Source organism: Emticicia agri, assembly GCF_004168285.1.
Taxonomy (GTDB): domain Bacteria; phylum Bacteroidota; class Bacteroidia; order Cytophagales; family Spirosomataceae; genus Emticicia; species Emticicia agri.
In genome coordinates this window covers 254,832-271,006 of record NZ_SEWF01000002.1, presented here as the reverse complement: position 1 = coordinate 271,006, position 16,175 = coordinate 254,832, and the positions used below count along the sequence as shown (strand labels likewise).

Genomic DNA, 16,175 nt, shown 5'->3' with positions numbered 1-16,175 from the left:
CATCTGACAAGTAGCTATAAAATTTTGTTTTTGTCTTTTTAGATTTACTCTGATATAATCTAAACCCTTTCTAAAGAAGCTATTAGCTTTATATCCATGTTTTTTGACTTTAATCATCTTTACTTTTTGATGGAGATATTGACCTGTTTTCAGTGCTATAGCTACAGCAATACTAACAAAAACCAACAATTTACTAAGTTTTTCGTTTCCTTTAATATGAGTAGTTTCTAAATCAAAGCCCCTTTGTTTGAAAGTTTGAAACAGAACTTCGATACACCACCTATGTCGGTAAAGATTTCCTAACTGCTTGGCTGGCAGATTACCTATCAGAAACAAAAAGTCTTTATTATCTAATTTCTTTAGCATAGTATTGCACCAGATTCCATCGACCAAACATGTTTCAAAGTAACGCTCCTGTTGATGGGACAATAAGTCGTTTATTGAACAAACAGCCCCATTCTTAAGTGTTATCAAATGGTTTTTAGGTAATCTCATACAGAAGTTTATCTGCCTGTCTTTTAGATACTTTAGCCATTGAATACCAATAAATTCCCTATCTCCAACTATCAAACCGATTCTATCCAAACCTATCACATCTACAATTGATTGTAATAAGTCACACCTGTCTTTACAATTACTATTACCTGAATTATTATCTAATAACTCCCAATACAATGGAATCCCTATTGAACCATTTTTGGCAACTATCATCAAAATATTGCATTGATAAATGCCGAAGTCCCATTCGGTTCTATCTATTGATAATTGAAGTTTACCTTTAGGTAAAAACATTAATAGTAAGAGACATACTTGCCTGTAATCGAAATCATAATCCTTAAAAAATGCCTGTATTCTACGTTCAACTGATTCTAATGTAGCTTCACTCTCAATGTGCAAGGCTATTTCTTTAAATTGCACCTTCCGGCTTTCGAGCATCCCTATCAGAAAATCACCAATGAATTTTTTCCTTGATAGATTCTTAGCAAGAGGTATTTTATCAAAAATCTTTATAATTTCGTCCCTAATGAGTTTTCTCATTCTAAAAGGTTGGTTTTGTTTGCTTGGTCGCTACAAAATTCAGCCTTTTTGTTTATAAATTAAAAATCTTCGGGTAGAGTACCACTCACTACCAGATTAGTTGTAGCAGTAACACTACAAATGTTTGCTCTTTTGACAGTTACTGTATAGATACCTGATTTAGATTCTGTCAAACTAGTTATTTCAGGGTTACGTAATGTACTTGTAAATCCATTAGGTCCTGTCCAAGCATAAGTAATGCCCCCGGCGGGTACTTCTGTTACTGCTACTCGAATACCAGTAGCTCCCATCAAAGCAGGACCATTATTACTTGCACGAAGGTATGTAGGAAAAATAGGTTCAATAATAGCAGATTTGTCTTTAAACTCACCCATCCAACTACCATCCGGTTTTACACATCGGGCATAATATACTCTGGGTCCATTTCTTACTATCTGATTACTAAAAACAGTTTCAAAGACTTCCTGATAATTTTCCCCAAAATTTTCAATCGCATTTCTATTATTAAGCCAATAATCAATTTTATCATCTCTTACATACTGCCATTGTAGGGGCCAACCAGCAGGACATCCGTTTGTAGCGGTAGAGCTATAAGCAGTTAAAGTAACAGCTTCATTGGGGCAAGCAGTATTAATACTGGCAACAATGATAGGTACGATGCTCCCATTAGGCATGACGGAGGCAATGGCATAATTACCATTATTAGTAGGGTCTCCAATACATCGGGCTTTGTAATTCCCGGGTCCTTGTGTAGTTATTTGTGCGCCTGTGGCCGTTTGTGTTCCTATTTCCCAGGTAATGGTTCCATTCGGGCAACCGTAAGCTGATAAAACCACATATTCACTGGGTAATGCTTTGGCTTTGTTGGCAACAATAGTTAAAGCATCAGAAGGATTCGGAAATACTACTATGTCCTGAAAACTTGTATAATTGCCTTCCGTACATCTTACCTGATAGGTTCCTGGTCCTCTGACGATCAGCGTCTGGAAGAAATTAGCGTAATCATAATAGGGGTTCCCATTGGCATCTTGTTTGGGTATGCCCCATTGTACGGCGTTATTCGGGCAATTTTCGGCTACTAACTGGAATATCTGATTGCTTGAAGCCACTGCTTGGGTAGCATAAAAACGAGGGGCATCATTTGGTTTGCTTTGGATAACAATGGTAGAAGTTGGTCCATCTATACCAAAACGTACGCATCTGGCTGAATAAGTTCCAAAACCAGTACCAAATAATATACTTGTACCCCTAACTTCTGTATTATTGGGCAGAGTCCAGATTACTTCACCTTCACACCCGTTGGCTTGTAAGGTTACTAATTCACTCTGAGAAGCACTTGTTTTACTGGTGGAAATGGTGATTCCTCCTGCTGGCGGTGTATTAATAATAATACTTGACCAATTTCCATAGGAATAATCATCAATAATACAACGGGCTTCGTACGTACCAGGTCCGTAAACAGTTTTTGATTCGTATCTGGTTGTCCAGCTATTTGTTCCGGCTATACGCCATTGAATACCACATTGGAAATACTATTGGCTTGACTGAGTTACTGGGTGCTTTAGATAGTATGTTTATCAAACAACATTGTTTTCTGTTTCATTCATCAAAAAAATAGCTAATTTTATGATTAATCATTCAACCTCATAAAATAAAGCAAGGGCATAAATCCTGCTAAGCTATTCCATGAAATATCTTCTTTGTCTCTGTCTTCTTTTATCAGTAAGGGTAGTATCCGCACAATTAGAAGTGCAAGATCTGACCTGTGAATACATGAATAATCCATCGGTAGTTGATGCGCTTGCTCCCCGACTCTCATGGCTCAATGTATCAAAAACCAATGAAAGAGGACAAGTACAAACGGCTTATCAGATACGGGTAGCTTCGAGCCCTACTCTGTTACAAAAGCCTGATTTATGGGATACAGGCAAAATGATGAACGATGCTTCTCATTCGGTTAAATATGCCGGAAAAAATTTACTATCCCGCATGACCTGTTACTGGCAGGTACGTGTGTGGGACAAAACCGGCAAGCCATCGGCGTGGAGCAAAGTAGCGCAATGGCATATGGGTTTACTCAATCCAAGCGACTGGAAAGCCGAGTGGATTGGCGCTCCCTGGCAAAATGAAGAGGCCATTCCTAAACCTAAAGGTGGCCCTGACCAACGCACCCAGATATTACCCCCTCCTGCTCCATTGCTAAGAAAATCTTTTAAGGCTTCTAAAAAAATTAAAAGTGCCATTGCCTATACTACAGGTTTAGGCTACTTTGAATTTTATGTAAACGGGCAAAAGGCTTCTGACGATTATTTAGTACCGAATCAGACAAATTATGGCAAACGTCCGCAATTACCCGATGCCTATATTTCACTGCCTGACGAATTCCGGGAATATAGAGTTATGTATTTAGCTTACGACATTACCAGCAAATTACAAAAGGGCAATAATGTGATAGGTGCTATTTTAGGCAACGGTTTTTACAATGCGCCTAAATTCTGGACTGCTTCGTATGGTTCTCCCCGATTTATTGCGCAGTTGCATCTAATTTATGACGATAATACCGAAGAAGTTATCGTTTCAGATAAAAGCTGGAAAGCGGCCAAATCAGCCATTGTTTCAGATTTAGTATATGATGGCGAAATATATGATGCCCGACAGGAACAACCCAACTGGTGCAAGGTTGGTTTTAATGATGGTCAATGGGAGAATGTGATTAACAGAGCTACCCCGTTTGGCAAAATGTCGGCACATACGGCTCCTACCGATAAAATTACTAAAGTTTATCAACCAACCCGCATTGAGAAATTAGCCAATGGCAATTATAAAGTCTCTTTTCCTGAAGAGATTTCGGGCTGGGTGCGATTAAAAAATGTGTCTGCTCCTGCAAGGCATACCATCAAAATTACCTTTAATGCCAATTTGTATTCAGGTGAAAATACTTATACTTTCAGCGGCAAGCCCAATGCTACTTATGCCCCACGTTTCAACTGGTTTGTATTCAGTGGTGTAGAAATAAGCAACTGGAAAGGCGAACTGAAAGCAGAAAACATTCAGGCCGAAGCAGTGAACACAAGCGTAAAAGAATCGGCTACTTTCATCACCTCTAATAAACTTTTTAATCAGATTAATCATATCTGGAAACGCTCACAATTAGACAATATGCACGGAGGTATTGCTTCTGACTGTCCGCATCGGGAACGCTCAGGTTATACAGGAGATGCCCAGGTGGCCTGCCATACGGTTATGCATAATTTTGAGGTAAAAGCCTTTTACAAAAAATGGATTCGGGATATGTTAGATGCACAGATTCCGGCTACGGGCTATATCCCTAACGGGGCACCCTGGCAGCCGGGTTGTGGTGGTGGGGTAGCCTGGGGTGCTGCTATCAGTATTATTCCGTATGAGTTTTACATACAATACAACGATGCAGATATATTAGCCGAAAACTACGACGGTATGACGGGCTATATCAGATATATGCAAACGTGGGTGAACGAAAAAGGCATTATGTACTCAAAACGCACTGGCCATGATGGCAAACCTTTACAATGGTGGAATTTAGGTGAATGGGCTGGCGTAGGTACTCTACCGCCTGATGAATTGGTGCATACTTTCTATTTATGGTATTGTGCCGATATTACGGCTAAAGTAGCTGCCATATTGAATAAACCACAAGATGTTATTTTATACCAGTCTATAGCTGATAAAACCCGTGAGGCTTTTCTTTCTACTTTTTATGATATGCAACAAGGTACTTTTGGTAAATATGGGGCTAATATTTTCGCCTTGAAAATGGGAGTAGATAAAGAACAGCACCCAAAAGTAATAGAAGCACTCAGGAAAGATATTGCGGCAGCAGGTGGGCATTTAGATACAGGTATATTTGGTACCCGCTTTTTCTTTGAGGTTTTGGCAGACAATGGACTGAACGATTTGGCTTACAATGCCATGAACAAAACAACTACCCCAGGTTTTGGTAGCTGGATAAGTCTGGGTAGCACTACCACACGTGAGCAATGGAATAACGAAGGCTCGCATAATCATCCGATGTTTGGGGGTGCTTTGAGTTGGTTCTATACCCGCTTGGCAGGTATGCAGACATCAGAAAGTAAAGTCGGATATCAGGAAATTATATTTAAACCAATCCTCGTGTCCGATCTTACCTCAGCACAATATTTTACAGAAACTGTACAAGGCAAAGCAGGTGTTAGCTGGAAAAACACCACTAATAGTTTTGATATGACGGTAAAAGTACCCGTAGGTAGTACCGCACTTGTCTATATTCCTTCGGCTACGGGTCAGAAGGTTACAGAAAGTAACCGGAATTTGAATAACCGGAAAGATATTGAAACTGTCAATTACGAAGTCGGGTATCGGATAGTAAAAGTAGGAAGTGGCGACTATACTTTTAAGGTAGTCAAGTAAATTTTATTATTTTACTAAAAGCTTATTCTGTGGCACTAATCCCATCAGAATAAGTTTTTTTGCTGATATTTCTTCGTATTTTATTGATTAAATAGCTGTAATGTGTATCTTTAACCTTTATCCTATTTTCTAACCCTCATTAAATTTCCTCTGTCAGGAAAAACCTAATGTTTGCCTTATCAGGCTAATATGCTTATTTTTGTTTATGCGGTATTCTTATTATTGTCTTACTTTCCTCTTACTTAATTTTACTTTTGGGTTCTCTTTTGCACAGGAGGGAGCGCAGGATTCTATCAAATATTATCAGGAGCGTTTAGCTATTCAAACCACACCGGAAGAAAAAGCTCCGATTTTAGCACTACTAACCTGGTTTTACAGTGAAACTGGTGAGTTTGAAAAAGCTATGAAAACGGCATCAGAGGCCATCCCTGTTCTTGAGAAAACCAGAAATTATGAAAAGCTATCAAGAACTTACTCAGCCCTTGCACAGGTTTTCCAGTATCAGAGCGATTTCATCAAATCTAATCAATATTCTAAAAAAGCACTTGAAACCATACGTCTTACTAACAATAAAAAGCTGATTAGTACTGCTATGATGAACTATGCAGTAGGTTTGAGTGATAGCAAGAAGTTTCATGAATCCATAAAAGTTTTCGACGATGCTCTTAAAATAGCCCTTGAGATAAAAGACAGTACGCTTATCAGGTACTTATACCTGAATATAGCCAGTGCTTATTATGATGGCGGAGTGTATGATAAAATCATACCTCCTGTTAAAATTGGTCTTAAAATGTCTGAGGATGCAAACGATACTGGGGGTATTCTGAGAGGAGAAGCCATATTGGGGGCAGCTTTAATCAGACAAAAGAAATTTGAAGAAGCAGACGAGCATTTCAAAAAAGCAGAAAGTTTATTACCCCAGATAGGTTCGCCCTACTATGACCGACAAATGGCCTTTATTCGTACAGAATGGGCAGAACTGCAAGGCAATTATAAAGAAGCCTTTAAATATCAGAAAAAGTTCTATGAAATAGATACTTTATTGGTCAATACTGAAAACAAACAGAAAGTAGGTGAGTTGGAAACCAGGCTCCGGATGAACGAAAAAGAGCTTGAGAATGCTAACCTGCAAAATGAACTGGCCCAGCAAAAATGGCTTTTTATTGGCGGTACCATAGTACTCGGGCTTTTAGTGGCTGTTTTTTATTTACAAAGAAAAAGCCTTGCCCAAAAACATGACTTATTGCAGGCACAGCATAAACTTTCTGCGGCCGAACTTTCTTTGGTACAAAGTCAGTTGGAATCTTTTGCCGACACAGTGAGCGAAAAGAACCAACTCATTAACCAGTTTGAAAATGAACTGAAAGAACTGAAAATAAAAGATACTTCTTCTACCCATACCCTACTCGACCAGATTAACCAGGCACGGATTCTGACCGATGAACAATGGCAGGATTTCAGACTGAAATTTGAGAAACTTCACCCCCAGTTTATTACCCGTTTACACCAGCAGAACCCTAACCTGACCGATACCGAAATACAGATGGCTTGCATGATTCGTCTTAATTTCACTAACAATCAGGTAGCAGGTATGTTGGGAATCTCAAACGAAAGTGTAACAAAAAACAGATACCGCCTGAGAAAAAAAATCGAACAAAGCGACTTAAACACTTATCTATCAACTATTTAGACAATTGTCCATATTTTGTCCATATACGTTTTTTCTCATTTTCTTCATTCGGGTGTAAGTTTGAACCAGAATTTCGATTGAGGTCTAATCAATCCTGTTCTGATAACCTTATGCACAAAGCCCTTTAACATCCCTCTCAAATCCGGATTGTATAGCGGATATTCATTGGCTTTCTACAAAGGTTCTACCGTATCTAACTTAAAAAACTCAAAAAAGAAACCCATGAAAAAAATTGTATTAACCGCCCTATTCTCTTTAAGTTTATTCTTAAGCAAAGCTCAAACTGCTATTGATATTGAAGAAGGCAAAACAGTTGCCAGCAACGGTATAGAATACAGCTATGCTATTACCAACGAGCGTACCGAAGATACCTACTCCCGTTACGAAGTAACCATTAAAGCCCAGAACAAAAGCGGTTGCCAGTTAATTTATCTGAAAAATGATAACATAACCAATATATTTGACGGCGACCCTTCGGTAATTGCCCGTTTTGAATGTCTGAACGCTACCGGAAAACGCCTTACCTCAAAAGGAGCTAACCTGAAAGCACGTCCGTTTACGATTCCTTATAACCAACCTGAAAAAACAGCAGATGGCAAAACTACTTTCCGTGCGGTAAGAGTACAGGGCGGTTTTTTATTAAAAAATGGAAGCAGTGTATCAAATGATTTGATCGTAATTGTACCTAAAGGCGAAAGACCACGTTTCAAAATCAGTATCCAGAATTTTTCAGAATTAACCACTGAATAATTGTCTGAACTTTGTCCCATAAACATCACCTACTACTAAAAAGTATTGTATGAAATCTAAACACTTTTTATACATTCCCCTATTATTTACTGCTTTTCAACTCACTGCCCAGAATGGCCCTCAGCCTGCTTCGATGAAATGGAAGTATATTGAAAATGACAAGGTAAAAGTAATTTTTCCTGAAGAAAATCAGGCAGAAGCCATACGCATTGCCGACCTGGTAACGTATGTCAATAAAAATGCTACGGTTTCGGTTGGCAATAAAAGTAAAAAGCTTGATATTCTTCTGAATACCAACAATGCACAAGGAAATGGCTATGTAGCTTTGTCTCCTTACCGAAGTGAGTTTTATGCCACCGGTTTTCAGGATTTCAATGACCTCGGCTCCATGGACTGGCTTGATGCTTTAGCTATCCATGAGTACCGTCATGCGTTACAATTTACTAATGCCAACCGGGGTTTTACTAAATTTTTGTACTTGTTACAGGGACAATCAGGCTGGAGTTTAGGTGCCAATTTTTCAATCCCTGACTGGTATTTTGAAGGCGATGCTGTTTTGGCCGAAACCGTATTAAGCGGCGCAGGACGAGGCAGAACCCCAAGTTTTTTTGACGAGCAAAGAGCATTGCTTTTGAGTGATAAAAATTATACCTATTCACAGGCTCGTAATGGTTCTTTCAAAAAGTTATTGCCTAACCATTATCCATTAGGTTATGCGATTCTGAACTATGGACGTAACCATTTCGGGCCTGAAATGTGGCCTAAAGTACTGGCAGATGCAGGGAGATACCGCACGATTCTTTACCCATTTGCCGGTGCTTTAAGACGCCATACCAAAATAGGTGTCAATAAAATGTACCGACTCGCCTATCGGGAAATGAAAGAGAACTGGGAGAATGAAATCAGATTCCTGAAATTAACCTCCACCTCACCAATTACTCCATTGCCTAAAAGAACGGTTACCAATTATACATTTCCGCATTGGTTAGAAGATGGTAGCCTTCTTTGTATTAAAAGCAGTTTCAAGCAGATTTCGGCCCTGTATCAGATTAAAGATGGCAAGCAAAAATACCTTGCTCCTATAGGTGCCGCTACTGAAGGTTATTTAGGCGTTAATAACAATAAAGTTGCCTGGACAGAAATGCGTAAAGATGCCCGAAGAGATGCGGTTATTTATAGCGTAATTATGAGTTATGACCTGCAAACAGGCCAAAGAACACAAGTAACCCAGAAAAGTAAATTCTTTAGTCCGCAGTTTTCGTCAACAGGAGATAGAATTATAGCTGTTAAAGCAGATGAAAACATTAATAACGAGCTATGTATTATTTCTCCTGACAACGGCAGCATTGTCAGCACTATTCCTAATCCGGAGAATGATTTTATTTCTTATCCGAAATGGACAACTGATGATGCATCAATTGTGTATCTGGCCAGAAGAAAATCGAAGATTGCTATGCTGAAATATGATTTGGCAAGCAAGCAAACAACAGAACTGACTCCGTGGACTACCCACACCATCAGTGGTCTTTCTATCAGCGATAAAAGTGCTATTTTCGGTGCCTCATTCAGTGGTATCAATAATATCTATGCTGTAAATCTGAATGGAGACAAGCAGATTACTCAGTTAAGTTCTGTAAGAATAGGTGCTACCCTACCAGCAATATCGAAAGATGAGAAAAAATTAGCCATGGTAGAAATGACTGCTATGGGCCGACAACTCACACAGCTTGACGTAAAAAGTATCGGGAATGCAAAGGTTACCGAGCCTGTAAACATGGAACGTTTTCATGTAAAAACTACTGAAATCGAACATGATATACAGTACCAGACAATGGAAAACAGTTATCAGGTAAAGAACTATAAAGGGCTTTTAAGAGGTGTAAAACTACATAGCTGGACTTTCGGCAGCAGCGATAACCGTAACCTTAACCTTTCTGTTCAACTGGGGAATATTCTCAATGATTTTTCAGCTGTAATAGCAAGTCAGTACAATTATAATGAGAAAACTATTCGTTTCTCAGGCGGTTTCGACTATGGCAGGTTTTTCCTGCCGCTTTCATTCAGAGCAAGCACCGGAAACAGAGCCAATACAGTATTTCTGAATCCTGATTTTCTGGGTACTTTATCTTATAAACAAGATGATATCAATGTAGGATTATCGTTACCCCTTAGCTGGATGAAAGGCAACTATACAACCAGTTTCCGTTTGAGTTCTACCTTCTCAAATATCAGTACTTCAGCATACAAAATACAGGATACACCGATTAATCATGGTTTAAACTTCAATGCCTTACAGTTTGGTTTAAACTTCTCGAATGTCCGCAGAAAAGCCCGTCAGAATTTAGTAAACAAATGGTCGCAGAATATCTCCCTTTCTTACCAGAAATCTATTACCGCCGGAACATCAGCCGAGCGCATGATAGGTTCAGTAGGGTTTACCACGCCCGGTTTTGGTAAAAATCATGGATTAGAGGTGGCTTTCAGAGGTAAACAAGAGTTACTAAATAACAACTACCTTTTTGAAGACCAGTTCTTACATGCCAGAGGATACGCTGCTGCTCCGGGCGATGTGGAAACGGTAATAAGTACTACTTATAGTTTACCACTCTTTAATGTGGACAGGGGCTTTGCAGGCATATTCTTTCTTAATCGTGTAAGAGCCAATGTATTTTATGACTATGGCAATATCGAAAGAAAGTTCATTAACTTTAAAACCTTGCAACGCTCTTACGGCGCAGAGGTAATATTTGACATCAAATTATTGAACACAGTAGGACCTTTGGGTTTTGGTTTAAGAAACGCTTTCTTACTCGACACCGACCCATTGAACCCTACCACCAAACAAAGGTTTGAATTTTTTGTAGCATCTAATTTATAATGAGGGTTAGATACATAAGGTTAACAGATTCTGATAGAGCATTGCTTTATCAGAATTTTCACTTTAAACCTGTTAAACTATACTTTACTCTTTCAGAACCCCCACGGGTCTTGCATTTTTCCCTTCTTTTTTTAATAAGGCATCACCTAAATCCTCACGGGCTACCTCGGCAACTTTCTGAAGTTCGGCTACAATGTCGGGGTGTTGTTCTTTTACATCATATTCTTCTCCAGCATCACGTCTTAAATCATATAGAGCTAATGAAACTTCAATGTTTCCGTATTTGCCTCCATACCCATCATTGCCCGGTAAAACCGTTTCATAGGTACGCTCAACTTTATGTGGTAACATCAGCTTCCAGTTGTCACGCCTGACAGCCCTCAATTCATTATTCGCATAATAATAATAGAAATATTTGCGTGGTGCTTCATTTACATTTCCTTTCATTAAAGATAAGATATCAACGCCATCAATCTCACGGTCTGGTAAGTTGGTACCGCAAATGCGTGCCAGTGTCGGAAGAATATCAATAGTAGAGGTCAGTTGATTACAAATCAAACCTTCAGGTATTGTACCTTTCCAGCGCATCAGGCAAGGTACCCGCTGACCGCCTTCAAATACAGTTCCTTTCCCTTCTCTGAATCCGCCTGTTGAGCCTGCATGATTACCAAAGTTGAGCCAGGGGCCATTATCACTCGTGAAAATCACTAAAGTATTTTTATCTAATCCGTTTTCTTTCAGTGTTTTCATGATTTGCCCTACCGACCAGTCCACTTCCATCATCACATCGCCAAACATTCCCTGTTTGCTTTTGCCTTTAAATTTAGCTGACACCCCAAGTGGCACATGTACCATTGAATGAGGCAAATATAAGAAGAAAGGCTTGTTGCGGTTTTTCTTGATAAAACTTATGGCTCTTTCAGTGTACTTCGTGGTCAGTCCATCCTGTCCCGACAAATCGGTGATGGTTTCTTTTTGCTCGTTACCCTCTATCAATGGCAAAGTAGGATAGGTTTTCTTACGGTAATCGTTTTCATCAGTAATAGGTTTGCCATCAAAACCCACAGGCCACATATCATTTGAGTAAGGAATGCCCAGGTACTCATCAAAGCCTTGTTGTAAGGGTAAGAATTGCTTATGATGCCCCAGATGCCATTTGCCAAAAATACCGGTTGAATATCCTTTCTGTTTAAGCATTTCGGCAATGGTAACTTCATCGGTATGCAATCCGATTTTCTGTGCAGGATTTAAAGCTCCGGCAATACCTACTCTGTTCGGATAACAGCCTGTCATCAACGCTGCTCTTGAAGCACTACAAACTGCCTGAGCAGCTAAAAAATTAGTAAAGCGAATACCCTCAAAACCTAATTTATCTATATTAGGAGTCTGATAATCTAAAGCTCCGGTAGAGTTTAAATCACCATAGCCCATATCATCCATAAAAATCAGAATAATATTAGGAGTAGCAGTAGCCACAGGTTTTTTCCATGAACTGGCCCCTAACAAAAAGACAACAGCCAATAATAGAATAGCGTTGGTTTTCATGTATGCTTGGTTGAATAGTTTCATAATGCAAGTAAAAAAATAACAGCCACTTTTTCAAATGACTGTTATACGTTCTGATTTTATAGATGGTTATTGTTGTTTCAAATCAAAAATCTTATCCATAAATAGCCATTTTTCTCCGGGTTTTGCCATCGGCAGGGCTTGCTGATATTTCCACATCAGGTTCTCCCATTCCTGCACCTTCGGGTTAGCGGCATCCATTGCTGCTTTTCTTTCAAACGAAAAATCGTCTTCTGTCTCCATAATCATAAACAACCGATTACCGACCCGATAGATCTCCATACCAGAAATACCTGCCGACGTAATGCTTTCAGCTATTTCGGGTCGTATTTTCTCATGATACTTTTCGTATTCAGCTATCATGGCTGCATCATCAACTAAATCTAATGCCAGACAATATTTTTTCATAATGCTAAATTAAAGCTCTGTCTAAATGCACATATCCGCCATCTACATGAATCAATTGCCCCGTAGTATGACTCGAACGCTCCGAAAGCAAGAAAACCACCATATTGGCAATTTCTTCGGCGGTTGTCATACGTTTACCCAATGGTATTTTCTCTGTAATTTTTTCTAATGTTTCCTCGGGATTCGGCAAAGTCTTAATCCATTTTTCATACAATGGTGTATAACACTCTGCTACAATTACAGCATTGACACGAATGCCGTATTTCAGCAATTCAATCGCCCATTCACGGGTTAAAGCATTACGTCCACCATTGGCAGCGGCATAAGCTGATGTTCCCCCCTGCCCTGTTTCTCCGGTTTTTGAACCAATGTTTACAATGCTTCCTTTGCTTTTTTTAAGTTCGGGCAAGGCATAATGTGCTATCAGGTAATAATGCACCAGATTTTTGTGCAATGAACCCATAAAAGCCTCATAGCTACCATTTTCAAGGTTCACGCCATCGTTTACTCCAGCATTATTTACCAGGCCATCTATTCTGCCATACTTCTCTATTACCTGTTCTACCGCTTTGCGACATTCTTCGGGTTCGCTCAACTCTGCCACTACCTGAAAACCATTGCCGCCAATCTCTTCTAAAGTCTTCTCGTTATCGGCTTGGTTTCTGCCAATAATCACAGGTATGGCCCCCTCATTGGCTAATGTCTTCACAATCCCCTCACCAATCCCTTTAGCGCCCCCTGTAACAATAATTATCTTATCGCTTAAATTTAAGTTCATATCATTCCGCTTTTTTATAGTCAACGGCTATTTGTCTTTGTGTACCCAATCCGTCAATGCCTAATTCCACCACATCATCTGCTTTCAGGTAACGAGGGGGTTTAAAACCAAGCCCTACGCCAAATGGTGTACCTGTAGAAATCACATCTCCCGGCAATAAGGTCATAAACTGGCTCAGGTAATGAATCAGAAAAGGCACTTTAAAAATCATGTCGTCAGTATTAGAGTTTTGCAGTTTTTCTCCGTTTACTGTCAGCCACAAAGGCAAATCATTCGGATTTTCAATCTCGTCTTTAGTAGCCATGAAAGGCCCTAAGGGCGCAAATGTATCGCAGCTTTTACCTTTTACCCATTGCCCGCCACGCTCTATCTGAAACTCTCTTTCCGAGTAATCGTTATGCAAAGCATAGCCTGCCACATAATCCATCGCTTCTTCTTCGGTTACATACGATGCTTTTTTGCCTATAACAATAGCCAACTCAACCTCCCAGTCTGTTTTCACAGAATTTTTCGGGATAATCACGTTATCATAAGGCCCGCACAAAGCAGTAGTAGATTTGAAGAAAATTATCGGTTCTTTCGGAATCGGTGCATTGGTTTCTTCGGCATGTTTGGCATAGTTTAAACCAATACAAACAATCTTGGATGGTCGGGCAATACATGAACCAATCCTTGCTTCTATCGGTACTTTAGGACAGCTATCTGCATTGGCTTCTACCCATGCAGCCAAACGAGCCAGGCCGTCAGTAGCGAAGAATTTCTCAGTATAATCTTCTCCAAAAGCCGAAACATCTATGCGAGTGCCGTCTAATAATTCAACAGCTGGTTTTTCTTGCTCAAACTCTCCGAAACGTAATAATCTCATAAGCTATATTTTTTATCTGAATGAATCTACAAATTTACTCCTCTTTTCCAGGGCATAAAATCATCCTGGCCTAATTCCTGTGCTTTGGTCAGAATTTTACCGCTGGCAAGGCTAATGCAATATTCCAATAAATCTTCTGCGGTTTGTTCAATGGTTTTTTCTCCGGTAATAATTTCACCACAATCAAAATCAATAATATCAGGCATTTTTTTAGCCAATTGTGTATTGGTAGATACCTTTACAACCGGACAAACAGGATTCCCTGTTGGCGTACCCAAACCTGTGGTAAAAAGAATAATGGTTGCCCCTGAGGCCGCCTTGCCTGTAGTAGCCAATACATCGTTGCCGGGTGTACATACCAGATGTAAGCCAGCTTCTTTAGCTAACTCTGTATAATTTAATACATCAACAATGGGTGCAGTACCACCTTTTTTGGCCGCCCCTGCCGACTTGATAGCATCAGTAATTAAACCATCTTTAATATTACCTGCTGACGGGTTCATATCAAAACCTGCACCTACCGCTTCGGCCTTAGCTGCATAATCACGCATCAGGTATTCAAATTTCTCTGCTTTTTCGGTAGTTACACAACGGTTGATTAACTCCTGTTCTACACCACATAATTCAGGAAATTCAGCTAAATAAGTTTTACCGCCTAATGCTACTACCAAATCGGATAAATGACCTAAAACAGGATTGGCTGATATACCGGAGAATCCATCTGACCCTCCGCATTTTAAACCAATTTGTAACTCTGACAATGGAGCAGGCTGGCGGGTCAGTTTATTGGCCTCAATTAATCCTTTGAATGTTTCTTTAATAGCCGCCGACATCATATCGAATTCTGTGCCATAGGCTTGTTGCTCAAACAATAAAACAGGTTTATCGAAATCAGGGTTACGTTTTTTGATTTCGTCCATCAAATCAGTAAACTGTGTTTTCTGACACCCTAAACTTAATACGGTTATTCCGGCTACATTGGCGTTGTTAGCATAGGCCGCAAACAAAGCTGCTAAGAGTTCAGAGTCCTGATTGTTTTCTCCACAACCCGACTCATGCGTCAAAAACTTGATTCCATCCAGATTAGGAAACATACGTCTGCCAATTGAATCTCCCTGCTCTGCCTGATTATAAGTATCAATGCTATTTACTCCGCCTTTCTGGTGTAATTGCACCAAATCTTCTACCTGACGCAGATATACATCAGGAAAAGCATACCCCAATGCTTTATCAAAGGCTTCTTTTAGTTTCAATATATTCCGATTCTCACAAAACACCAGTGGCAATACTAACCAGTAGTTGGCTGTTCCTACCTGACCATCTGAACGATGATATCCCATAAAAGTCCTATTTTTCCATTTAGAAACATCGGGGACAATCCAGTTTGTTTGTGGAACTCTTTTATTGACAGAATATTCTTCTGATTCGTGTTTCAGATTAAAAGTAGTAATTTGCTCGCCACGTTTGATAGGTTGGGTAGCCTTCCCTACCAATACGCCATACATGGTTACGTGGTCTCCTTTGTCTAAATCTTCGGTAACAAATTTATGTTTGGCTGCAATTGACCTTGGCAAGACATAATTTTCTCCTTCAAACTCAATATTCTCTCCGGCTTCCAGATTACGGAGTGCCACAATCACATTGTCTGAAGGATTTACTTTTAAAACTTTATGTTGCATATAATATACGGGGAATTAAAAAACTTCTTACAAAAGTACAATTCATTCCCATAGCTTTTTTATGAAATATTATACAGTTTTGATGAAATATTATCAAC

The 16,175-nt window shown here is 39.5% G+C and carries 11 protein-coding genes; 4 read left to right on the top strand and 7 right to left on the bottom strand.

Features of this window, described 5'->3' with window-relative positions; genetic code table 11:
- Nucleotides 1-1,038: IS4 family transposase (locus tag EWM59_RS02220; RefSeq protein ID WP_130019312.1), on the bottom strand; the 1,038-nt coding region annotated here is incomplete at its 3' end.
- A 59-nt stretch (nucleotides 1,039-1,097) separates the two neighbouring features.
- A complete protein-coding gene (locus EWM59_RS02215; RefSeq protein ID WP_130019311.1) occupies nucleotides 1,098-2,147 on the bottom strand; it encodes a hypothetical protein in 1,050 nt (349 codons plus the stop codon).
- A 577-nt stretch (nucleotides 2,148-2,724) separates the two neighbouring features.
- Here EWM59_RS02215 and EWM59_RS02210 point away from each other — a divergent pair.
- The 4 genes from EWM59_RS02210 to EWM59_RS02195 all read left to right on the top strand — a co-directional run bounded on the left by EWM59_RS02210 (nucleotide 2,725) and on the right by EWM59_RS02195 (nucleotide 10,781).
- Nucleotides 2,725-5,463: a family 78 glycoside hydrolase catalytic domain gene (locus tag EWM59_RS02210; protein ID WP_130019310.1), complete on the top strand. Its 2,739-nt coding sequence runs from the start codon at nucleotides 2,725-2,727 to the stop codon at nucleotides 5,461-5,463.
- A gap of 205 nt (nucleotides 5,464-5,668) precedes the next feature.
- Entirely contained in the window at nucleotides 5,669-7,153 is a 1,485-nt protein-coding gene (locus tag EWM59_RS02205) for a hypothetical protein (RefSeq protein WP_130019309.1), read from the top strand.
- A gap of 222 nt (nucleotides 7,154-7,375) precedes the next feature.
- Nucleotides 7,376-7,903: an ABC transporter permease gene (locus EWM59_RS02200; RefSeq protein ID WP_130019308.1), complete on the top strand. Its 528-nt coding sequence runs from the start codon at nucleotides 7,376-7,378 to the stop codon at nucleotides 7,901-7,903.
- Between the two features lie 49 nt (nucleotides 7,904-7,952).
- Nucleotides 7,953-10,781: a TolB-like translocation protein gene (locus tag EWM59_RS02195; RefSeq protein WP_130019307.1), complete on the top strand. Its 2,829-nt coding sequence runs from the start codon at nucleotides 7,953-7,955 to the stop codon at nucleotides 10,779-10,781.
- Nucleotides 10,782-10,865: 84 nt separating this feature from the next.
- Here the strand turns inward: EWM59_RS02195 and EWM59_RS02190 are convergent, their stop codons facing one another.
- The 5 genes from EWM59_RS02190 to EWM59_RS02170 form a co-directional block, all read right to left on the bottom strand.
- Nucleotides 10,866-12,326, bottom strand: coding sequence for a sulfatase family protein (locus EWM59_RS02190; protein WP_130019306.1), 1,461 nt, complete (start codon nucleotides 12,324-12,326; stop codon nucleotides 10,866-10,868).
- 90 nt (nucleotides 12,327-12,416) lie between these two features.
- Nucleotides 12,417-12,755 (bottom strand): L-rhamnose mutarotase, encoded by a 339-nt coding sequence (locus EWM59_RS02185; protein ID WP_130019305.1) that lies wholly within the window; start codon nucleotides 12,753-12,755, stop codon nucleotides 12,417-12,419.
- A 4-nt stretch (nucleotides 12,756-12,759) separates the two neighbouring features.
- A complete protein-coding gene (locus tag EWM59_RS02180; protein WP_130019304.1) occupies nucleotides 12,760-13,533 on the bottom strand; it encodes an L-fucose dehydrogenase in 774 nt (257 codons plus the stop codon).
- Between the two features lies 1 nt (nucleotide 13,534).
- A complete protein-coding gene (locus EWM59_RS02175; RefSeq protein ID WP_130019303.1) occupies nucleotides 13,535-14,398 on the bottom strand; it encodes a fumarylacetoacetate hydrolase family protein in 864 nt (287 codons plus the stop codon).
- Nucleotides 14,399-14,424: 26 nt separating this feature from the next.
- Complete coding sequence (locus EWM59_RS02170) at nucleotides 14,425-16,077, bottom strand: UxaA family hydrolase (protein WP_130019302.1); 1,653 nt, start codon at nucleotides 16,075-16,077, stop codon at nucleotides 14,425-14,427.
- Between the last annotated feature and the right edge of the window lie 98 nt (nucleotides 16,078-16,175).

Coding starts and splice junctions, on each gene's coding strand:
- EWM59_RS02210 (WP_130019310.1), top strand. CDS start 2,725: ATGAAATATCTTCTTTGTCTCTGTCTTCTTTTATCAGTAAGGGTAGTA.
- EWM59_RS02205 (WP_130019309.1), top strand. CDS start 5,669: ATGCGGTATTCTTATTATTGTCTTACTTTCCTCTTACTTAATTTTACT.
- EWM59_RS02200 (WP_130019308.1), top strand. CDS start 7,376: ATGAAAAAAATTGTATTAACCGCCCTATTCTCTTTAAGTTTATTCTTA.
- EWM59_RS02195 (WP_130019307.1), top strand. CDS start 7,953: ATGAAATCTAAACACTTTTTATACATTCCCCTATTATTTACTGCTTTT.
- EWM59_RS02190 (WP_130019306.1), bottom strand. CDS start 12,326: ATGAAAACCAACGCTATTCTATTATTGGCTGTTGTCTTTTTGTTAGGG.
- EWM59_RS02185 (WP_130019305.1), bottom strand. CDS start 12,755: ATGAAAAAATATTGTCTGGCATTAGATTTAGTTGATGATGCAGCCATG.
- EWM59_RS02180 (WP_130019304.1), bottom strand. CDS start 13,533: ATGAACTTAAATTTAAGCGATAAGATAATTATTGTTACAGGGGGCGCT.
- EWM59_RS02175 (WP_130019303.1), bottom strand. CDS start 14,398: ATGAGATTATTACGTTTCGGAGAGTTTGAGCAAGAAAAACCAGCTGTT.
- EWM59_RS02170 (WP_130019302.1), bottom strand. CDS start 16,077: ATGCAACATAAAGTTTTAAAAGTAAATCCTTCAGACAATGTGATTGTG.